Origin of the sequence: Staphylococcus sp. CWZ226 (assembly GCF_018986355.1) — a bacterium.
Classification (GTDB): domain Bacteria; phylum Bacillota; class Bacilli; order Staphylococcales; family Staphylococcaceae; genus Staphylococcus; species Staphylococcus simulans.
This window is the reverse complement of record NZ_JAHMSB010000007.1, coordinates 13,935-34,619: the sequence shown is the minus strand read 5'-3', so window position 1 is coordinate 34,619 and position 20,685 is coordinate 13,935. Positions and strand designations below refer to the sequence as shown.

At 35.1% G+C, this 20,685-nt stretch carries 23 protein-coding genes; 8 read left to right on the top strand and 15 right to left on the bottom strand.

The features are described from left to right. Positions 1 to 82: 82 nt before the first annotated feature. The 4 genes from KRR19_RS07210 to KRR19_RS07195 all read right to left on the bottom strand — a co-directional run bounded on the left by KRR19_RS07210 (position 83) and on the right by KRR19_RS07195 (position 3,878). Complete coding sequence (locus KRR19_RS07210) at positions 83 to 1,204, bottom strand: M23 family metallopeptidase (RefSeq protein WP_002480205.1); 1,122 nt, start codon at positions 1,202 to 1,204, stop codon at positions 83 to 85. Positions 1,205 to 1,577: 373 nt separating this feature from the next. Continuing rightward, the gene (locus KRR19_RS07205; RefSeq protein WP_216733559.1) at positions 1,578 to 1,919 is read right to left on the bottom strand and encodes a hypothetical protein; all 342 of its coding nucleotides are present in this window, start codon (positions 1,917 to 1,919) and stop codon (positions 1,578 to 1,580) included. A 14-nt stretch (positions 1,920 to 1,933) separates the two neighbouring features. Then, positions 1,934 to 2,740, bottom strand: coding sequence for a metallophosphoesterase (locus tag KRR19_RS07200; protein WP_002480207.1), 807 nt, complete (start codon positions 2,738 to 2,740; stop codon positions 1,934 to 1,936). A 115-nt stretch (positions 2,741 to 2,855) separates the two neighbouring features. Then, on the bottom strand, positions 2,856 to 3,878 hold the full coding sequence (locus tag KRR19_RS07195) for a zinc-binding dehydrogenase (RefSeq protein WP_216733558.1): 1,023 nt from the start codon (positions 3,876 to 3,878) through the stop codon (positions 2,856 to 2,858). Between the two features lie 154 nt (positions 3,879 to 4,032). On the opposite strand from KRR19_RS07195, the gene KRR19_RS07190 reads away from it, so the two are divergent. Then, positions 4,033 to 4,581 (top strand): TetR/AcrR family transcriptional regulator, encoded by a 549-nt coding sequence (locus KRR19_RS07190; protein WP_002480209.1) that lies wholly within the window; start codon positions 4,033 to 4,035, stop codon positions 4,579 to 4,581. A 147-nt stretch (positions 4,582 to 4,728) separates the two neighbouring features. Continuing rightward, complete coding sequence (locus tag KRR19_RS07185) at positions 4,729 to 4,962, top strand: hypothetical protein (protein ID WP_002480210.1); 234 nt, start codon at positions 4,729 to 4,731, stop codon at positions 4,960 to 4,962. A gap of 103 nt (positions 4,963 to 5,065) precedes the next feature. Here KRR19_RS07185 and KRR19_RS07180 read toward each other — a convergent pair whose 3' ends face one another. After that, the gene (locus KRR19_RS07180) at positions 5,066 to 5,686 is read right to left on the bottom strand and encodes a nitroreductase family protein (RefSeq protein ID WP_002480211.1); all 621 of its coding nucleotides are present in this window, start codon (positions 5,684 to 5,686) and stop codon (positions 5,066 to 5,068) included. A gap of 71 nt (positions 5,687 to 5,757) precedes the next feature. Here KRR19_RS07180 and KRR19_RS07175 point away from each other — a divergent pair, with 71 nt between their 5' ends. Continuing rightward, positions 5,758 to 6,108: a MerR family transcriptional regulator gene (locus tag KRR19_RS07175; protein WP_002480212.1), complete on the top strand. Its 351-nt coding sequence runs from the start codon at positions 5,758 to 5,760 to the stop codon at positions 6,106 to 6,108. A gap of 134 nt (positions 6,109 to 6,242) precedes the next feature. Here the strand turns inward: KRR19_RS07175 and KRR19_RS07170 are convergent, their stop codons facing one another. After that, a complete protein-coding gene (locus tag KRR19_RS07170) occupies positions 6,243 to 6,554 on the bottom strand; it encodes a TM2 domain-containing protein (protein ID WP_002480213.1) in 312 nt (103 codons plus the stop codon). A gap of 185 nt (positions 6,555 to 6,739) precedes the next feature. Continuing rightward, complete coding sequence (locus tag KRR19_RS07165) at positions 6,740 to 7,600, bottom strand: WYL domain-containing transcriptional regulator (RefSeq protein ID WP_002480214.1); 861 nt, start codon at positions 7,598 to 7,600, stop codon at positions 6,740 to 6,742. Positions 7,601 to 7,815: 215 nt separating this feature from the next. On the opposite strand from KRR19_RS07165, the gene hypR reads away from it, so the two are divergent. Together hypR and merA are read left to right on the top strand one after the other, a co-directional pair. Beyond that, complete coding sequence (hypR, locus tag KRR19_RS07160; protein WP_002480215.1) at positions 7,816 to 8,235, top strand: redox-sensitive transcriptional regulator HypR; 420 nt, start codon at positions 7,816 to 7,818, stop codon at positions 8,233 to 8,235. 19 nt (positions 8,236 to 8,254) lie between these two features. Then, complete coding sequence (gene merA, locus KRR19_RS07155; protein ID WP_002480216.1) at positions 8,255 to 9,580, top strand: hypothiocyanous acid reductase MerA; 1,326 nt, start codon at positions 8,255 to 8,257, stop codon at positions 9,578 to 9,580. 94 nt (positions 9,581 to 9,674) lie between these two features. On the opposite strand, the gene KRR19_RS07150 is transcribed toward merA, so the two are convergent. Together KRR19_RS07150 and KRR19_RS07145 are read right to left on the bottom strand one after the other, a co-directional pair. Continuing rightward, positions 9,675 to 11,201: a sodium:solute symporter family protein gene (locus KRR19_RS07150; protein ID WP_002480217.1), complete on the bottom strand. Its 1,527-nt coding sequence runs from the start codon at positions 11,199 to 11,201 to the stop codon at positions 9,675 to 9,677. Positions 11,202 to 11,232: 31 nt separating this feature from the next. Next, positions 11,233 to 12,114, bottom strand: a complete 882-nt coding sequence (locus KRR19_RS07145; protein WP_002480218.1) for an N-acetylneuraminate lyase — start codon at positions 12,112 to 12,114, stop codon at positions 11,233 to 11,235. A gap of 246 nt (positions 12,115 to 12,360) precedes the next feature. Between KRR19_RS07145 and KRR19_RS07140 the strand changes: the two genes are divergently transcribed. After that, positions 12,361 to 13,227, top strand: coding sequence for an ROK family protein (locus KRR19_RS07140; protein WP_002480219.1), 867 nt, complete (start codon positions 12,361 to 12,363; stop codon positions 13,225 to 13,227). 96 nt (positions 13,228 to 13,323) lie between these two features. Here the strand turns inward: KRR19_RS07140 and KRR19_RS07135 are convergent, their stop codons facing one another. Next, the gene (locus KRR19_RS07135) at positions 13,324 to 14,133 is read right to left on the bottom strand and encodes a MurR/RpiR family transcriptional regulator (RefSeq protein ID WP_070684420.1); all 810 of its coding nucleotides are present in this window, start codon (positions 14,131 to 14,133) and stop codon (positions 13,324 to 13,326) included. A gap of 172 nt (positions 14,134 to 14,305) precedes the next feature. Here KRR19_RS07135 and KRR19_RS07130 point away from each other — a divergent pair, with 172 nt between their 5' ends. Together KRR19_RS07130 and nagB are read left to right on the top strand one after the other, a co-directional pair. Continuing rightward, on the top strand, positions 14,306 to 14,974 hold the full coding sequence (locus KRR19_RS07130) for an N-acetylmannosamine-6-phosphate 2-epimerase (protein WP_002480221.1): 669 nt from the start codon (positions 14,306 to 14,308) through the stop codon (positions 14,972 to 14,974). Between the two features lie 23 nt (positions 14,975 to 14,997). Next, complete coding sequence (gene nagB / locus KRR19_RS07125) at positions 14,998 to 15,729, top strand: glucosamine-6-phosphate deaminase (RefSeq protein ID WP_002480222.1); 732 nt, start codon at positions 14,998 to 15,000, stop codon at positions 15,727 to 15,729. Positions 15,730 to 15,799: 70 nt separating this feature from the next. Here the strand turns inward: nagB and KRR19_RS07120 are convergent, their stop codons facing one another. The 5 genes from KRR19_RS07120 to KRR19_RS07100 all read right to left on the bottom strand — a co-directional run bounded on the left by KRR19_RS07120 (position 15,800) and on the right by KRR19_RS07100 (position 20,618). After that, the gene (locus KRR19_RS07120; RefSeq protein WP_002480223.1) at positions 15,800 to 16,750 is read right to left on the bottom strand and encodes a CorA family divalent cation transporter; all 951 of its coding nucleotides are present in this window, start codon (positions 16,748 to 16,750) and stop codon (positions 15,800 to 15,802) included. Between the two features lie 88 nt (positions 16,751 to 16,838). Continuing rightward, complete coding sequence (locus KRR19_RS07115; RefSeq protein ID WP_023014830.1) at positions 16,839 to 18,770, bottom strand: P-loop NTPase fold protein; 1,932 nt, start codon at positions 18,768 to 18,770, stop codon at positions 16,839 to 16,841. Positions 18,771 to 18,943: 173 nt separating this feature from the next. Continuing rightward, positions 18,944 to 19,666: a gamma-glutamyl-gamma-aminobutyrate hydrolase family protein gene (locus tag KRR19_RS07110; protein ID WP_002480226.1), complete on the bottom strand. Its 723-nt coding sequence runs from the start codon at positions 19,664 to 19,666 to the stop codon at positions 18,944 to 18,946. A 138-nt stretch (positions 19,667 to 19,804) separates the two neighbouring features. Further along, positions 19,805 to 20,245 carry a MarR family winged helix-turn-helix transcriptional regulator gene (locus KRR19_RS07105; protein ID WP_002480227.1) on the bottom strand — a complete coding sequence of 147 codons (441 nt, stop codon included), beginning with the start codon at positions 20,243 to 20,245 and terminating at the stop codon, positions 19,805 to 19,807. Further along, positions 20,217 to 20,618, bottom strand: a complete 402-nt coding sequence (locus tag KRR19_RS07100) for a transporter suffix domain-containing protein (RefSeq protein ID WP_002480228.1) — start codon at positions 20,616 to 20,618, stop codon at positions 20,217 to 20,219. The genes KRR19_RS07105 and KRR19_RS07100 overlap by 29 nt, the downstream gene beginning before the upstream one ends. Between the last annotated feature and the right edge of the window lie 67 nt (positions 20,619 to 20,685).

Sequence of the window (20,685 nt, the reverse complement as noted above, 5' to 3'; positions counted from 1 at the left end):
AACGTTATCTCCGAATAAGCTTCAGAGATAACGTGAAAAGGTTATAAAATATGATTAATGATATCGAACTATAAGTTAATAATTATGCTCTGCTGTTGATGTAGCTGTCTGGGTTCACACTGTATTGGTTACCTACGCCACCTTGCATGCGTTGGAAGTGTAAGTGTGGTGCAGTTGAGTTACCAGTGCTACCTGATAAACCGATTTGGTCACCAGCGCTAACATCTTGTCCTTGTTGTACATTTAAGCTGTTCATGTGCATATACCATTGATAGTTATTGCTGTTTTTCTCTTGGATTGTAACTTGGTTACCGCCACCATAGTTACTCCAGCCAGCTTGTGTTACTGTACCGTCTGTTAATGAGTAAACAGGTGTGTTTTCAGGCATACCATAGTCTACACCATAGTGAGCGCCGCCACCGTGATATTGACCATATGGTTGGATTTTAGGATGTTTAGTTAACCAACCTGCATCTTGTGCTGTTGCACCGTCTGCTTGGTTAGAAGGTGCACTGTCACCAGATGTTTGTGCTGCTTGGTCAGAACCTTGTGTTGAACCGCCGCCTTGTTGTCCTTGAGCTGCAGCATTAGCTTGTGTTGTTTGTGGTGCTGGTGCTTGTGTAGCTTCAACATTTTGTGCTGTACCTGCATCAGATGTAGCGTTTTGTGCAGGTGCATATGTTGTATTATCTTGTGATTGGTTATATGTGTTTTCGTATTGTGCGTTTGATGTATTGTTGTTATAAGTTGCGTTATTTTCTGAAGCTTTGTTTGGATTGTTTGCGATATCTTCTGCTGATGGTGCTTCATTTACGTCATAACCATTTGCTTGAACATCTGAATTTGATGCATTTGCTGAATAGTTATTGTCATCGTATTGGTAGCTAGGGTTTAATAAACTTTGTGGGAAATAGAAATAGTGTGTTGCCCCTGCTTCATCTACGATAGTGAATTGATATTCTTTATTATCAAACATTGATTGGTCCCAATTGCCATCTAATGTGTGGTGGTAATTACCTTGTGTATCTTTCGTGAAGTATGATCCATATGAATAACCTTTAGTCTGATCTGCTGTCTGTTGTGCTTGTTGTGTTTGTTGCGGTGCAACTTGGTTATTTTCAGCTGCGTCTGCGTGGTGACTGATAAATCCTACTGAAGAAACTCCCAAACCTACAATAGTAGCTGTTACTAATTTATTCATCATGTAAACTCCCGTCCTTAAAAATTTTATTGATTCGTTAATACGTTTTTCGTTTTTCTCTCAATCAAAATTACAAGACTAAAGGTAACACGGGAAGTACACTAAATAAAGGCGTATAATTGTTTTGTAAACAAATGTATTTTGCATGTAATATAGTTACTGAAATATTACTACCTTGTAAGTACTGTGAAGACGGGGTTAAAACGTCGTTCTTCTTTTCCTTTGTTATCTCTTTATTACTATATTGAAATGTTTGAAACCCTTGATTTCCGGATATTTTAATAATGATTCTTGTGCGCAAAAGCCTTATAACCCCTGGATTTACCTTACATTTTCAATTTCAAAACCGCTTCTCTTCCTTCCTCTATCACACTAACTACATACTCTTATTGTTTTCTTTACTTTGTTGATAATATCGAAATATAAAATACAAACCAGCTAAAAAGAATAGGAAAAGTACGCCACTACCTATAACTTTCGCAATAATATATGTCATTAAGATAAAGGAAAGAAACGCTAAAGTAATAGAAATAATTAAAACCAACCATCTTGTACTATCACTATTTTCTCTTCCAAGAAATACTCGACTTAAATGCGTCTTATAAAAATCTATCAATTTCAGATACAACTTCAGCATTGCTCCAACTGCTACTATAAAATACACACCAAACACAATGATTTTTAAAATATTCCATATGAAACACAACAGTTCATTCATGATGATAATCTCCTTTATATTTCTATCACCTGTAATGCATGACGCATTTCTTTATCAATATCTTTTGTCCGCCACTCTCTGAAGTAGCCTAATGAAACACAACTATAATGGATATTATCCTTTGTGATACTTCCTCTGAAATGAACATGTCCCATCAAACTATAGCATATGGGATAGTCTTGATATAACTTCATAAAGTCAGAAGTTCCGATAAATGCGTTGAAGTAATCAAAAATACGATGCGGCATCGGCACTTTAAAACTAGGATCCGTCACCACATGTGTAATCAAAATAATATTTCTACCTTGAACCTTTTTCATATCCGCTTCTGCCAGTTCAGCAGCTTTACGAGATACTTCTCTATCCGGCATTCCCCAATCAACATGAACTTTATCTTGCCACGTTGCACCTTTAAAGCGTCTGCGCTCTAAATAATCCAGGCTATATTTAGGATTTGCATAACTATAGTCATACCAACCGCTATTTCCGACAATTGCCCATTCATCATTAATAATGTAAGGATTGCTCATCAATTGTTCCGGCTTACTCATAAAGAAATCATGAATCACTTGTGTAGACGTGCCATCTGTTGACCAATAATCATGATTGCCCGGAATAAAACGTACATCTATACCTGTTAATACTTCCATTTGTTGGATGAAGATATACGATTGTTGATGATCATTCGAAATATCTCCAGCAATCACTAACAAATCTAATTGTTCTTGTTTAACAAGCTGCGCTAAATGTTCTGTATATTGTGCTTCAGTATAATCAGAAGGGCGATCGATATGTAAATCTGAAATGACTCCTATTTTCATTTGTTTGATCCTTCCTCTTTATTGAACGTTTATGTATTATTTTAGACTAATTAAAAAGGAGCACAAGCATTACATGCTCATCCTCCTTTGAACTTATTACTATATAAATAGGAACTTAGTCTATCGTATTGAGTTGGATTAAGATTTTTTCTTGCGACTTATCTTGAATCAATTTTTCAAAACCATCTTCTTTAATATGGTCTAAAGTGATTTTACTAGTAATGATAGGTTCTGACGCTAATGCACCGGAAGCTAATTCATTCATAACTTGATTGTATGTGTCATTACCATATCCAACAGAACCCATAATATTTACACCCGTAAACAATAAGTTTTGCGGTACATTGAATTCTAAACTTTGCGTGTGGAAACTTACAATCATGACTGTGCCTCTTACACGTGTAGATTGAATAGATTGTGTAAATGTATCTGCCACACCGGCTGCTTCTATACTTACATCTGCACCTTCTGGATACATTTTTCTAATGGCCTCTACTGGATTTGTTTTTGTAGAATCAATCGTTGTATCTGCACCCATTGCTTCAGCTATTTTCAAACGTTCTTCAGCAATATCAATTGCGATTACTTGCTTTGCGCCTTGTGCTTTTGCGGCCGCAATAGAGAACAGACCGATTGGCCCAGCACCATAGACAGTCACAATATCCCCTTCTTTAATTCCAGCATCTTTAACAGCTTGATACGCAACAGATGCCGGCTCTACCAATGCTGCTCGTTCTAATGATAACTCTTCTGGTACTTTGAATACAGAATTCTGTGGAATGATTGTATATTCAGCAAATCCTCCATCAATCTGTGCACCAACCGCATCTAAAGTAACAAAGCGTTCATATAATGCATTCTCTTGATCTTCGAACATCATCGGATAAATACAAACACGATCGCCTTTTTTAAGCTCTGTAACATCTGAACCTACTTCTTCTACTACACCTGAAAATTCATGTCCAAGCACAGTCCCTCTCTCCATCGGTACTGAGTCTGGATGCAAATATGCGTGCAAGTCTGAACCGCAAATACCTGCCCAAGCTACTTTCACTTTGACATCATCACTGCTCATTTCTTTTAATTGTCTCTCTTGAACTCTAATATCTTTTTCGCCATACCAAACGGCTACTTTCATTATGAATTCCTCCCTTTTTCTTTTGAAATTACGTTATAATGAAAACTTGTAATCTCAACTATAGACTGGTTATATGAGGGAATGAATTCTAAAGCAGAACTTTACTCGAAAGTTCTGCACACTTATATACAATTTGTGCAGAAAGAGGATAAACATGGATAAAAGAACAAAGTATACAATGGAACAAATTAAATCTACTTTATTAGGCCTCTTAGATACACACTCTTTTGAAACCATCACTGTAACTATGATTTGTGAACAAACAAGTATTAGTAGACGTACATTCTACAATCATTTTTCAGACAAATTTGAAGTGATAGATGAAATTATGAATGACTATACCCAAGCAATGCGCCAAGCCGCTTCAGAAAGTACGCCTGAAAACTTCAAACAAGGCATACTGAATGGCTTTAACTTTATTCATAAAAATAAGGTTGTTTTTATAAAACTTTATAAAAGTCCAGTCTCTAATCTATTTCTTACACGACTAGGTTCTGTCATTACTGAACTAGTAGAGCCTAAACTTAATCATGCTTACTTACAAATGCACAACATCTCAGTTCAAACTATCTTAGTTTTCTTAACGAGTGCAGTTCTAGGTATTGTTATTGAATCAGTTACTAAAAATGATGAGGATTATACAACTAAAGTTGAAGAAATAGCCACACTAGTCAAACCTTATTTCAAAACTAAAACAATATAATTATAAGTAGAATTTTAAATGAAAAGGTTATTTTCAAATTAATAATAATAAAAATGGGTATCCGTATATTGGAGAGATTTGTGCAAACAGGCCTCTTCCGCTAAGCCCTATAATCCATACTTATATCGATGCAGAAAGGGTGATATAGTGGAACAATTTGAAGCTTCTGATAGTGCAGTAGATCTTGAGGATATTAATTTCGCTTGGGATCAACTTATTACTGACGAAGACGAATTGGTGGAGGCTGGCTATCCTCAAGGTCTGCTCGAAGAGTGGATAGAGGATGGTGTTATCAAGCCTTTCTCTCCCAGAGGCAATAAAAGGCACTTTTATTCAAAAGATGTCTTCGTTGCAACTGTTCATCATGTCTTACGAACATAGCATGATGGGAAGCAATGGATCGACCAATGGTTGATCCGCTTCCTTTTATATAGATCATACATAACAAAAAACTGCCAGTTTTTACACTGACAGCTTATACTTCTTATTGGAACTCAACAAATTTTTCATTTGGCATTCTAAATGAATCACGTGGTGCTTTAGCTTGTTTACCAATTGCGATGATCATTACAGGTACATAACGTTCTAATGGATAGCCTAGGGCTTCACCAATTTGATCCGCTTCAAATCCACCAATCGGATTCGTATCATAACCATGTTGTTTCGCAATTAACATCAATTGCATAGCCATTAAACTACTATCGATTTTGACAATGTCACTCATTTGTTCTCGCGTTAAACTTTTATAACCGTTCTTTGCGAGTGGCAGGATTTGGTCTCTGACTTCTTGTGGCATCATACCTTTTTCAACTGCACTATCATAGATATATTCTGCATTCTCATAGCATTGCAAGTCGCCAAAGATAACGAGCATCGCAGAGGATGTGTCGTTCTGGTTCGTATTGAATTGAACGAGTGGTCTTAATTTCGCTTTAGCTTCATCACTTTCAACCACAGCAACTCTCCATGGCTGCATATTCACTGAAGAAGGTGCTGTCGCAGCTTTTTCCAATATCTCATTCATTTCTTCTTTTGAAATTTTAAACTCCGGATCGAACCCTTTTACAGACTTTCTACTATTTAGAATATCAGTAAAGTTTTCCATACTTTCACCTCATATATATTTTCTATACAATAGACTACAGGTTAAACTATGGTTTAAGGGAAGTGATTTGTTTGAAAAAGTACTCCATTCAAGAAGTTTCTGAGATGAAACATATCTCTAAGAGTAAATTGCGTTATTATGAAAAGCATGGTTTATTGTTGAATATTGAAAGAAATGCAAATAATCAACGTGTATATTCTGAAACAGACATAGAAATTATCAGCTTAATTCAATGCTTAAGTTTACTCAATATGCCACTCAAGAAAATTAAGTATTACGTTGAACAACTTAACGAGAATAAAGCACAGATTTCAGATGTTTTAGAAGCACACCTTAAAGTACTTAAAGCAGAAAAAGATATTATCGAAATGCGTATTGATGTCATTGAAGAAAGATTACATCGCACTAAAATAACAATTTAGTTATTCAAGTATGGAGTCTTTCTTCAAGCATACTTATATAAAAACACCCCCTTACTCTATCGTGTGTAAGGGGGTATTCGTCTACTGACTCTATTTTTTTCTTTTATGTAGCTGTCTTGTCCATAAAAGATAACTTATGAATGGCTACCTTGCATCAATTGTATTTCGTTCTCTGCTTCTCTTCTTACTCTTGTTTTATCTGCTTCAACCCAACCTGGAATTAAGAACGCATCCACAATCACCCAAATCAATGTTGGAATACCAAATGTAAACCAAGCTGTTAATAATGTTAATGCAATCATCCCAATAGCTGATCCCGTTTTACCGAAATAGAAACGGTGTCCTCCTAAGCTTCCAAAGAAAAACCATAATACATAAGCAATCGCAGGTTGTTTTGCTTTGCTTGCGATTTGTGATTCAATAAAACTTTTTTCTTGTAAATTCATCAATGTTCCACCTTTCTGTATACTTCAATCAATCCTAATAAAAACTTAATAAATCTTACTATACACATCTAGGTGGTCAATTATTGTCCAGTAATGCAATCTTTTTTGTTTTTCCAAAATAATAACTTTTAAATCTTCATTTTATTAAACTTTCTTGCTTACCGTTTACTTAGCTTTGTTTTTGTTTACTCATAGCAACTTTTGATTTGATTAATACGCTCAATAAAGCTATCAATGTACTTTTGAGGTTCTAAAATGCGTGCTAAAGGTGCCATTTGATAAGCAATATAGTATGCATCTAATTCCGTACAAGCGACTTTCACTATGATTTTTCCATCCTGTGTACGGTCTAGCACCTCGACAATCTTATATTGTTGGCGGAACAACGCCATTTTCGATTCATCAATTTCAACCGTGACGAGTTCTTTGCTTTTGACTTCATCAAACTTATGATTGGAAACCATAAAATTTTCAATCAGACGAACGCGCTCGGTATAAACTGTTTTTTCATATTCATAAGTAAACCAATAGTCATAATGCATGTACATCGTTGATAATGGTTTCACTTCAATATTACGTCCTTTGAATTTCATCCATACTAAGTATTTTTGACTAATCGCTTTTTCGATTAACATTAGAGTTTCACCTGGAAATGTTTCATCTCGATTATTAAAATGATCCAACATTTCACTTAAAACTTTTCTATCTTCAATACGCATGCCCTGTATTTCTCTTCTGAATAAGTTATACACATCTACATGCAAGATAGGCGTTAAGCTTTTAATTTTTACCATAAGCCCTAACAGTGCTAAACCACTTAAACTGTTAGAATGCGTGACTAATTCATAACCGCCCTTTTTATGTACTACCTCAGTATTTCTATTATTCCAATATTCACTTTCATAGAAAAAATCATTAATCGTTCTAATATCCCTTTGAATCGACTTCGTACTAACATTCCCAAAATCAGAGAGATCTGATTTTCTAACTGTTTCCCCATTCAACAAACGTGTGAAGATATTCAAGACTCTTGTTGATTTATCCATGTTTACCATCTCCTACAGTTCAATATACAGTTATAAGTGGACAATCTTTGTCCATTACACAATCTTCTATGTTATTTATCAAATAACTCACTTTATTATTATGAATAATTACCTGTCTTACCCCATTGATAAACCATTATGAGCAAAACTGTTTATTTTTCTCTCAAAATATTGTTAAATGTAATTATAATAGTTACATTAAGAAGGTGAACACGGTGAACTTAGAATTTAATATTGCGGTACATGTGCTGGCTTTCTTAACGAAACATGCAGATGAACGTTTCTCAAGTAAAGCTTTGTCTGAGTTAGTTTGTATTAATCCCGTACAATTACGGCGTGTGACAGGAAAGTTAGTGGAACAAGGCTATATTGATACAGTTCGCGGTAAATATGGTGGCTATCAAGCTAATGTTAAAACAGCCAAAGCTGATTTAGCAGATTTGTTTCAATTATTTACTGCTGAACGGACACAAGGTCGTCTTTTTACAGGAAATTCTGCCAGTCATTGTGAGATTTCTCGAAAAATCGGGAATACTATGGCTAAACATCATGCGAAGGAACACGAACTGCTGATGCAGTATTATCGTGGTTTCACAATTGAAGAAGTTTTACGTGAAACATTAACAGCAATTTAAGAATTTGGAGGAAAATTTCATGACACATTATGATTTAGTGATTATTGGATTTGGTAAAGCAGGTAAAACGTTAGCTAAGTTTGCGGCGAGTGAAGGTAAAGCCGTCGCAATGATAGAGAAAGATCAGAAAATGTATGGCGGTACATGTATCAACGTCGGATGTATTCCGTCAAAAACATTAATACATGATAGTTTAGAAGGCAGTTCTTTTGCGAGTGCGTTTGATCGTAAACGTGAAGTTGTAGACGCATTAAATAACAAAAACTATCACATGTTGGCAGATACACCAGGGATTGATGTGATTAATGCTACAGCGCAATTTAAATCTAATAAAGAAATCGTATTATTAGATGAAGCAGGACAAGAATTAGATGTCTTAACTGCTGAAGATATTTTAATCAATACAGGTTCTACACCGGTTATCCCAAACATAGAAGGTATTGGAGACTCAAAACACCTTTATGATTCTGCAGGAATTATGGACTTACCATTTAAACCTGAACATTTAGTGATTGTCGGTGCAGGTTATATCGCATTAGAATTTGCGTCACTCTTCGCACGCTTCGGCGTTAAAGTGACAATGTTTGTACATCACGATACATTGTTGCCAAAAGAAGACCGTGAAATTGTTGAACTTATTGAAGAAGATTTGATTCAAGATGGTGTGAACATTGTCTATAATGTAGAAACACAACGCTTTGAAGATCAAGAACGCAGTACAATTGTGCATACATCACAAGGCGAATTTGAAGCAGATGCTGTTTTACTTGCGACAGGTCGTCATCCAAATACTTCAGACCTTGGTTTAGACCATACAGATATCGAAGTCGGCAAACGCGGTGAAATAGAAGTTAACGAACACCTACAAACAGCTGTACCAAACATTTATGCAGCAGGTGACGTTACTGGTGGCTTACAATTCACATATATCTCACTCGATGACTTCAGAATTATTAAAGACAATATCTTTGGTGAAGGTAAACGTACGACAGAAAATCGCGGCGTGGTACCATATTCTATGTTCATTAACCCACCTTTCTCTCGTGTCGGTATGACTAAAGATGAAGCACAAGCTGCAGGTTATGAAGTACACGAAACAAATCTTGCGGTTAAGAATATCCCACGTCATAAAGTAAATAATGATGCACGTGGTATGTTGAAAGCAGTCATAGATGCACAATCAGGTTTAGTACTTGGTGCGACACTGTATTGTCGTAACTCTGAGGAAATTATCAACCTTGTTAAACTAGCGATTGATCAAAACATCCCAGCAGAAGTATTAGCCAACAATATTTATACACACCCTACAATGGCTGAAGCCTTTAATAATATCTTTCAAGTTTAAGTTATAACGAAAGAAAGTGATGCATACTTTGTGTACGCATCACTTTTTTATGTTTATATAAGGTTGTTTTGTTTATCTATTTGATTGTTTCAGCTTATTGTCTTGTTTTGGAAATATACGTAGATGGTTTATCTTTGTCGTAAATTGTTAAACCTGTAATATCTTTCGTATATTTAGCAGGTACGAACAGACTCACAATGTATCCGAATAAGAATGCGATGAAGAATGAAATAATTGATACATAGAATGGTGAGTTCGCGCCACCGATACCTTTTAATAGGTAAGCGACAATAACACCTGTGAATAATCCGACTAAGACACCGAATGTATTCGCACGTTTTGTGAAGATACCAACCGCAAAGATACCTGCTAAAGGTACACCGAATAATCCAGTAACTAATAAGAATAAATCCCATAAGTTGTTAGAATCCGCAGCGATTAAGTAAATCGCAATACCATAGCTTAATAAACCTGCGATAATGATTGTCCAACGTGCAAAGCGAACGTTGCCTTTATCTGTACCTTTACTGAAGAAACGATCTTTAATATCTTCAGAAATACACGCAGAAATCGAGTTCAAACTTGAAGAAATCGTAGATTGCGCTGCCGCAAAGATAGCTGCGATTAATAATCCACCTACAAATGGCGGCATTTGAGTCAAGATAAAGAATGGTACCACTGAAGACGTGTTGAAATCTTGTGGTAACGCTGCTTCGTGTTCATAGAATGAATACATCATTGTACCCATACCATAGAAGATCGGCGCTGAGATTAACGCTAATAAACCGTTAATCCATAATGATTTTTTCGTTTCATCAATAGAGTCTGATGCTTGATAACGTTGTACTACATCTTGACTGGCTGTATATTGATGTAAGTTGTTAAAGATGTTTCCTAGGAAGATGATCGGCAAGGCTGCCGCTGTTGTATTCAACTTCCAGTTATCTACACTCAATAACTTTTTCTCAGCTAATGCATCATGAAGAATTGTGCCGAAACCGCCTTTGATTTCCATCGCACCAATTACGATAATCATGAGGGCACCGCCTAAAAGGATAACACCTTGGATAAAGTCACTCCATACCACCCCTTCGAAACCGCCGAGGAAAGTATAAAGAATACATAAAATCCCTACTAAACTTGCGACTAAATAAGGATTAATGTCTGTAACGGCTGTAATCGCAAGTGTTGGTAAGTAAATAACGATTGCGATACGACCTAAGTGGAACACTACGAAAAGTAATGAACCGAGAACACGGACACTTGGTCCGAAACGTGCTTCAAGATATTCGTAAGCTGACGTTACGCGAAGCTTCTTGAAGAACGGTACGTAGAATGCGATTAAAGCCGGGATAATTGCGACAATCGCGATATTCCCTGCGATATACGACCAGTCAGTTAAAAATGCTTTTTCTGGTGTAGACATAAATGTAATCGCACTTAACGTCGTTGCATAGATTGAGAAACCGATGGCCCACGAAGGAAGGCGTCCACTGGCTGTAAAGAAACTATCTGTGCTTTGACCTGCGCGCTTAGTAAAGTACGCTCCAATTATTAACATGACTACTAGATAGGTAATGACCGCTACCCAGTTCCATGTGCCAAAACCCACTTGTTGCATAAACAACACCCCTTAACGTATTATGTCGGTATTACAAGTTGTATTTATCAATAAGATTATTTAACGCTTCTCTGTTTGATTCATTGAAAGGCGCAAATGGACGTTTCGGCACACCGCCGTCGATACCACGTGATTTTAAGATCTCTTTAAGTGTTGGGTATAATCCCATGCTTAAAACACCTTCAATAATGTCATTTGTATCATGTTGAATTTGGTAAGCTTCATCAATTTTGCCTTCTTTAGCTAAATCGAAGATTTGACGTGCACGCACACCGTTCACATTATAAGTAGAACCGATGGCACCATCCACGCCTGAAATCGCAGCTTGAACTAACATTTCATCAAACCCTGATAAGATTAGTTTGTCTGGATATGCTTTTCTGATACGTTCTAATAAGAAGAAGTTTGGCGCAGTATATTTCACACCAACAATTTTCTCGTGATTGAACAACTCACCGAATTGTTCGATACTGATGTTGACACCTGTTAAATCAGGAATCGCATAAATAATCATATTATTTTGAGTTGCTTCGATTAAATCGAAGTAATATTGTTTAATCTCTTCGAATGAGAAAGGATAATAGAAAGGTGTTACTGCTGAAATGGCATCATAACCAAGTTCAGTCGCGTATTTACCTAATTCAATCGCTTCATTTAAATCTAATGAGCCTACTTGTGCGATTAATTTCACATCATCGCCGACTGCTTCTTTCGCAAGTCTGAAGATTTGTTTTTTCTGTTCTGTGTTGATTAAGAAGTTTTCACCAGAGCTGCCATTGACATATAAACCGTCTAATTTTTCATGTTCAATCGCGTTTCTCGCTATTTGTTTGAGGCCTTCTTCTTTCACTTGTCCTTGTTCATCAAATGGAACAAGTAACGCAGCATATAAGCCTTTTAATTTTTCTTCCATATCTAAATCCTCCAAGTTAAGTATTAATAGCACAATAGCTATCCTAAACATCCAACAATGTCCCTTGTTTATACTATATTTACACTTTCAATTGTAAACGCTATCATAACCCTACACAACTGGTTTTGAAAGATTGTAACAAAATATGGACAAAATAATGAAAATAATTTTCAAAATTGGATTTACACTTCCTAGTTGAAGTATGCTCTATATATAATGAAGTGGAAGCAGAGGAGGAATCATCTTATGAACCAGATCGCAATAGATATCGGAGGCACAAACATCAAGGCAGCCCTCATCAATGAAAATCAAGAAATTAAAGATTATAAGAAAATCTCAACACCCGATAATGTGCAGACACTGATTATCGATGAAGTGTATCAATTAGCACATGAACTTATCACTAAACATAAGCTAAATAAACCCCATATCGGCATTTCCAGTGCAGGTGTTGTCGATTCAGAATTAGGAGAAATTGTTTATACTGGTCCAACTATTAAAAACTTTGATGGTACGAATTTTCGTCGTTCTTTAAAAGACTTATATTCATCAATGACCGTACACAATGATGTGGATGCAGCCCTACTTGGAGAATTGTCACTCAATGATTATGAAGAGGATAATATTTTTTGTTTAACTTTAGGCACAGGCATTGGCGGTGCATTTTATAATCAACAATTAGGTGTTTATGGTGGTGCACGTTATCGTGCGAATGAAATCGGCTATTTATTATATCGAGACACTGATCAAAAAACGTTTGAACAACGTGCTTCAACGTCAGCCCTCAAAGCTTTGATGCAAGAACGAGATTTTCAATATGGTACTGACGTACCGAAGTTATTTGAACTTGCACAAACAAATGATAAACAGGCACAAGCTATCTTAGAAGAATGGGCAACTTATGTCGCTGAAGGCATCGCTCAAATTCAAATCATTTATGATCCAGGCTTGATTTTAATCGGCGGCGGTATCTCTTCACAAGGTGAAAATCTTATCCAATACATTGAACCTAAAATCAATCAATTCTTGCCACCAAACTATGGACACGCACCTATCCAAACAACAAAAACTGAAAATCACGCTGCGTTATTTGGCGCAATTACCGAAGGTTAAAGAAAAACCGCGCACTATCTCAGAATGTCTTAAAACCCTTGATAGTACGCGGTTTATTTAGTGTTCCGTATGTCTTACAGCAGACAACCGTTAGCCTTACTTGCCTTCACCTTTCTCTAATACTGTGCGACGTGTACGTTGATAAAGTTGATTCATATAATCATTGTTCAATAATAAGTAACAGATTATGTCCATCAAGAATGTAGTCGCAGTTTGTGTATTAATAAAGCGTGTATCATTGACGTTAGACTTCGCAGAAGTAATCAAAACTAAGTCTGCATGTTTCGTAATCAGACTGCCTTTATAATTAGTGACCACAGCCACAAAGGCACCTTGTTCATGTGCAATCTTAGCCGCATCTGCCAACTCTTGAGTTTCACCGCTATTAGAAATACCGACAAACATATCTTGTGAAGATAATAATGAAGCTGAAATTTTCATTTGATGCGCATCCGTTGAGACATTACCTCGAATGCCCATACGCATCGTACGGTAATAAAACTCACTCGCAGTTAAACCAGAACTGCCGAGTCCTGCATAACTGACTTGTCTGCTGGTCTTTAAGTAATGCGCAAACCGTTTAATCTTCTCTTCTGAGATAAATTCTCCCGTTTGTTGAATAATATTTTGATGATAACGGTGTATCAATTGAACTAAAGGTGCATTCTCCACAACTTTCTCTGATTTTTCATGTTGCAAATTGAATTTCATATCTTGGAAATTATGATATTCCAACTTATTACTAAATCTAGTAATAGTAGCCGGAGAGGTGCTTATCGCATGCGCTAAAGAATTAATCGTTGAGAAACGATCATCTAATTCATTGGTACGGATAAACTCAATAATCTTCTTATCCATTTTAGTCAGTAAATGGCGGCTACGTTGAACACGATTTTCAAACTTCATGCCTCTTCACTCCCCTTAAGGTATTACATTTACTCTATTATATATGAAAATCTTTTTCAAACGATAGTAAAGAATTGAATATAAATTTCATCGTGTTATGATATGAGTAACTTAACCGACAACCTTTGAACTACTATATTTACAAATTAACAATATTTTGGAGTGTGTGCTTATGTTACCACAAGGTTTAATCGTTTCTTGTCAGGCTTTGCCTGATGAACCGTTACATTCATCATTTATTATGTCAAAAATGGCACTAGCTGCGTACCAAGCCGGTGCAGTCGGTATTCGCGCAAACAGTAAAGAAGATATCATCGCAATTAAAGAAGAAGTACCGTTACCTGTTATCGGTATCGTTAAAAGAGATTATCCAGGTTCAAAAGTATATATTACTGCGACTTCAAAAGAAGTCGATGAACTGATTGAAAGTAAATGTGAGGTCATCGCGCTAGATGCGACAAAACAAGAACGTCCGAAAGAAACGTTAGAAGAACTTGTTGCATATATTCGTGAAAAAGCACCAAACGTTGAAATCATGGCTGATATCTCTACAATTGAAGAAGCAAAACATGCGGATGAGCTTGGCTTTGATTACGTAGGTACAACATTACGCGGATATACAGACTATACTCAAGGTCATATCCTATATGAAAACAACTTCGCTTTCTTAAGGGAAGTCTTAGATCAAGTAAATGCGAAAGTCATCGCTGAAGGTAATGTGATTACACCAGAAATGTATAAAGCAGTCAGTGATTTAGGTGTACACTGTACGGTTGTCGGCGGTGCGATTACACGTCCGAAACAAATTACAGAACGTTTTATTAACGCCGTAAAAGAATAGTCATACTACTTGGAGGATTAGAAATGCAACTCTACAACTTAAGAAATAAACAACTTGCCAGTCAATATGTCGCAATCGAATTCTTGAAACAAATTAAAGCACGCCCTGACGCTGTCTTAGGACTAGCTACAGGCTCGACGATGACAGATTTATATACTCAACTCTCAGATTTATTAAATGCGAATCACGTCGATGTCAGTGGTGTCAGAACGTTCAACTTAGATGAATACGTTGGTGCAGGTCCAAAAGATCTGCATAGCTATTATGCATACATGCATCAACGTTTCTTTAACCAAAATGAACAATGGAATGAAGACAATATCTATATTCCGAGCGGTGTAGCTGAAGACTTAGATCAAGAAGCAAAACATTACGAAGATGCGCTTAAAGCTGTCGGTCAACCTGACATCCAAATTTTAGGTATCGGTGAAAATGGTCATATCGGTTTCAACGAACCCGGTACGTCTTTCAATAGCCAAACAAGAGTCGTAGACCTTACACCTTCTACGATGCATGCGAACAGTGTCCATTTCAAACACTCAGAAGATGTACCGAAACAAGCACTGTCTATGGGCCTTTCTTCTATCATGCGCGCAAAACGTATTATCTTACTCGCATTCGGAGATAAGAAAATCGATGCGATACAACGACTCGTTAACGGTGAAACTACAGAAGATTTACCTGCGTCTATCCTTCACAACCACGATAATGTAGAAATCATTGTAGATGACGTCATTTATCAAGCGATTAAATAATGACTGATACCATTATCAATATTAAAAATGCCTTTGAGGACAATATGATGTCTTCAAAGGCATTTTATAGTTAGAACCACTTTTTCTTCTTAAAGATTAACAACAATACCACTACGATAATGATAGAAAATGCGATGAAAATAAAGTAGTTGTACTGACCATGCAGCTCTGGCATGTTTGTGAAATTCATGCCATACCAACCCGCTAAGAAAGATAACGGGAAGAAGATGGATGAAATAATTGTCAGCACATTAATCACTGAATTAATACGACTTGAGTGATAAGACTGATTATTGTCTTTAATATCATCCGTCAATGCTTCACAAGATTCTAATGTTGCATTTTGATGTTTCAAATGGTTATAAATTTGATGATACAAACGTGCTTTATCTTGACCGCTGTCATAAATATCTAATGTCTGAATCGCATTGACCATTTGTTCCATCGGCAGTAATATCCGCTTCAACTTAATAATCTCAGACCGTATCTCATACACTTGCTTCATAAATGCACGTCGTTGTTTACGATTCTCTTCTTCGTATTGAAAAGAAAACACCTGATCTTCAATCGCATTGACATAAGAGAAATAAGACTCTACAATCCCCTTCAATAACTTCAATGCGATTAATCCAGCATCTCGTTTTACTTTATTTGTCTTAACAGCATCAAACAACTGTGTCACCGTTTGAAGTTCAGCATCATGAACCGTAATCACATGATTACCATCTATCGTAATCCCTAATGGTTCCGCTTCAAAGTCCTTTCCATCTATCGCATGCATCAATAAATGTTCAACATCATTTTGAGCATCATGGTAGAGGTTCGGCCGTCTTAATGTATATATAGAAGCTGTAATCTCTTGAATATTCAATTCAAATGTTGTTGCGAGAAAATGCGTTTCTTCTTTCGTCGGCTGGATACAATCATACCAAGTAAACACACTTTCTTTTGGCACTTCTTCAACTTTGTCTGTCGCAATAACTTCATGATCTGGTGTCACATATATACAACGTATCGCCATAGTGTACGCTCCTTTCTCTTTCTTATTTTGTATTTTAATTACCCTAATGAAAAAGGTTAATCAATAATAATAGAGAAAAGATGAGAGTTTAAATTTCCCATTCACTTTTCATTATATTTTCAATTTCTTCTCTTTTTTTATCATTCAATTCTGATAGGCGTTCACTAAATTTATCTTCGAATATTTTATTATATGCAATATTAGATAAGTTCAAATACTTCGTTGTAATAGTGTGATTTTCAGTAAATTTAGTAGTACTCCCTGCCAACTTATTTATAACAAATTGGTAAAACTCACTATTATCCAACTCAAAAATCTCTTCAAGTTTTTCATCAATGTTTATATGACTCTTTACATTGTTATAGTGTCCTGTATATAACATATAAATGTAAATAGGAACATTTAAATCAAAAACACTTTTAAAATGATTATTTTGAATAGTTTTCACAAACAATTCAGATTGTTTTATTTTAGAATCTTCATCACGAAGTGGTACAAATAAAGTTAATAACTCTAACTTTTGTGAAACATCTATCCATTCTAATGGAATAATATATTCTTCATACTGCTGATATGGTTTTATCTTAAAATTAAAGTCAAGTAAATCTCTCACATTCCTTAGTAATGATTCTTGCCAAGGCAATGACAGCATTCTTTTTTCTTTTTCAATAAAGAAATAGGGATAAGCTAATTTTTTTAATAGCTCTATATAAACTTTCGCATCACTTTTTATGTCTAGAACTAAACTATCTTTTATCATCATTGCAAAACTTTTTAGCTCTTTTTCATTCAGTTTATTTATTATGTCTCTCGATTCACTGAAGGTTTTTTCAAAATATTCATAAACCAACTCTGAATCTATAGAACTATAATTCTCTATTCTTTCAATTTGATATAAAGGGAAATGCATTTGTTCTTTTATAGATCTAAATTTAAATAGTCCATCATGCTTCTGATGGAAAAGATTATAAATAAATCTTATATCACTATATTGTTGAGTTAGCCAGTTTTTTTCAAAAAAGTCTACTAATGAAGGATTGTTATTGTTATGTGACTCTAAATTCCATTCATATACATCTTTGATATTATTAGAAATATATTTATATTCTTTATTATAAAAAATATAAATATAACATAAATAAATCATTTCTCCAACATTAACTTTACAGTTTCTCTTTTCGACGTACTCATGTTTAAAAATATTAAATAACTGCTTCGCTTCTCTATATGTTCGTTGGTCTTCAATAAATTTATCTTTCACATCATTAATTAATAATGTATCTCTTTGCTTAATATTATCTTGTCGAATAATGTTATTTAAACGACTCTCTAAAACTTCCCATATAAAGTTAGGGTTTGTTTCATAAGGTATCGATGTAATTTCATTCAAAATTTTTTGAATAAATATGTTTTGTTCATCAGCGATTTTAGAGTAATCTCCAACAACAATAATTAAGGAATTTTCAAATGAGTTGATAGTTGATAGTTTGCTATATAGTTCATTTCTTTGTCCTTCATCTATACGGTCAAAATCATCTATAATAAAAATTACATTATTATTTTTGGCTAAATATTTACAAATTCTTTGTCTAAGCATTTGAGTCATTGAAAGTTTATCTTTCCAATATGTGAATAATCCTGTTAGAACTAAATAAAATCCGACAGAAACGAATACCCAAATATTTTGTATAAGAGTTGTTGCTTTTAAATACATAGTTAATGTTTGTATTAATCCGATTATAATTATTATGATAAAAGGCATTAAGCTATACAACCTGTATCTTTTAGGCATCAGTTTTAGATAAATATATTTATAAAAGTCATCCGAATTACTTTCATCCCAAAAGTCTAACCAAATAAAATCTCTTTCCTTTTTATTATTTTTATTTACACTTTCTTGAATTAGATTAAGATAACTAGTTTTACCGGTTCCCCACTTACCATTTAACAATATCGAACCATTGTATCCTGAATTGATATATTTTCCAATAAAATCTCTTACGTGTTCATCTAGGCCCAATTTATCGTCTTTTTTACTTTTGATTGCGCTATCTTGTAAAATGATTCAAACCTCCTTTTTTAAATATTTAATTCAGTATAACTGATAACCAACTCTAAAAGATAAAAATATACTCTATTTAAAAGAAACAAAAATACTACCTTCTGATTTTTCTAGAAAAGGTAGTATTTTTGTCATCTTCTTTCAATTTGATCCACAAAATCTTTAAATAATGCATCCATACTGTTTTCATGCCACAACATTTCAGGGTGCCACTGAATACCGACCATATATGGATATGATTCTGATTCAAAGGCTTCAATCACCCCATCATTAGATTGTGCCATGACTCTGAAGCCTTCTGCGAGTTGATTAACGACTTGGTGATGGAAAGAGTTCACATAGAATCGACCTTCAGGAAATAACGCACTTAGACGTGTGTTCGGAAAGACTTTGATTTCATGTGTCTTCTCAGTCGGATTCGTTGGTTGCCAGTGTCTAAGTGATTGTATTTGACGATACGACGTATCTTGGAATAAAGAACCACCGTGGAAAACATTTAAGACTTGGGCACCACGACAAATCCCTAGAATTGGTATAAAACGTTCTTTCGCTTTCTCTATCAATTTAAAATCAAACACATCTCTCGAAAGTAGCGTTTCGCCTAATTTGTCTTGCGGGTCTTCATTGTAAAGTTGCGGACTGACATCTTGTCCCCCGCTTAAGAGTAAAGCATCTACTTGTCTGATTTGTGCTTCTATAATGTCATCGTTATCTGTTATAGGAATAACCATCGGCACAGCGCCTTGTTTCACAATCGAGCGGATATAATCCTGATTGACATAACAACGCTTATAGCCTGGAAACATTCCTGCTTGATCCGTTAATATATTTGCGGAAATACCTATCGTTTTCATGATGTCTGCCTCCTGTTGTTGAATAATTTTAATTATAGTGAGACCGTCGGAATTGTCAATGTGAATTCATAATTTTCAGATATCACCCCAATAAAAAAGACAACCTCCAATTGGAAGTTGCCTTTTAGAATCTATAAATTAAATGATTTTTTGTAACTTTATTAATGCGTTTCTGATTTCTACAAGCTCTTCATATGAGAAAGTATCTGCGCATTTTTTACTAAAATCATGAATATAATCATTAATACTCTCTTTATATTCTAGTCCTTTTTCACCTAGACCAATGATGGATGAACGTTTATCATGGTCATCTTTATACAGATAGATATAATCTTTTTGTTTCAACTTTTGAAGTTGTTGGCTGATGGCACTTTTAGAGACATCTAAACGTTGTGCTAATTCACTTGGTTTCATATCTTGGTTTTCTACTAAGATGGTCATAATCACATGTTGCTGATTGTTTAATTTAAAATGTGAATACTCTCGTTCTTGCTGCATGTATTCTATCGCAATCTCTTCGTTAATTTTGGTGATTTCCTGAGCGACATGTTCAATTTGCGTTAGGTTTGATTGTGTCATGTTTACGACTTCCTTTTTTCACTGTTTTTAATTCAATAACTGTTGTTTGATCTGCTTGTGTTTCATTATAAGGGGCTTCTGTTGCGTTCTCAACGTTCACTTCAGTTGCTTCTGTGACTACAGTTTCTTTTTTCTTGAACCAGTTTTTCGGGTTTAATTTGCTTTTGTATTTTTTAACGACTTGTTTACCAAGCAATACGATTGATACTAAAATATTAACTTCTCCAAATACTAAGACACTGCCGATAATAATTCCTTTAAGTTTTAACGCAATCGGTAAGAATCCAATAAGTGCTGCAACACCGTACATCGCTGCTCCAATAATTAAAAGTGTAATTCCTATTTTAAATTTTTTCGATTTATTTTTAAGCATAATAACCGCCTACCTTTTCCTTGTTTTATTTAATTAGTTTAGTTAACTTAACTAAATTATAAGTGGT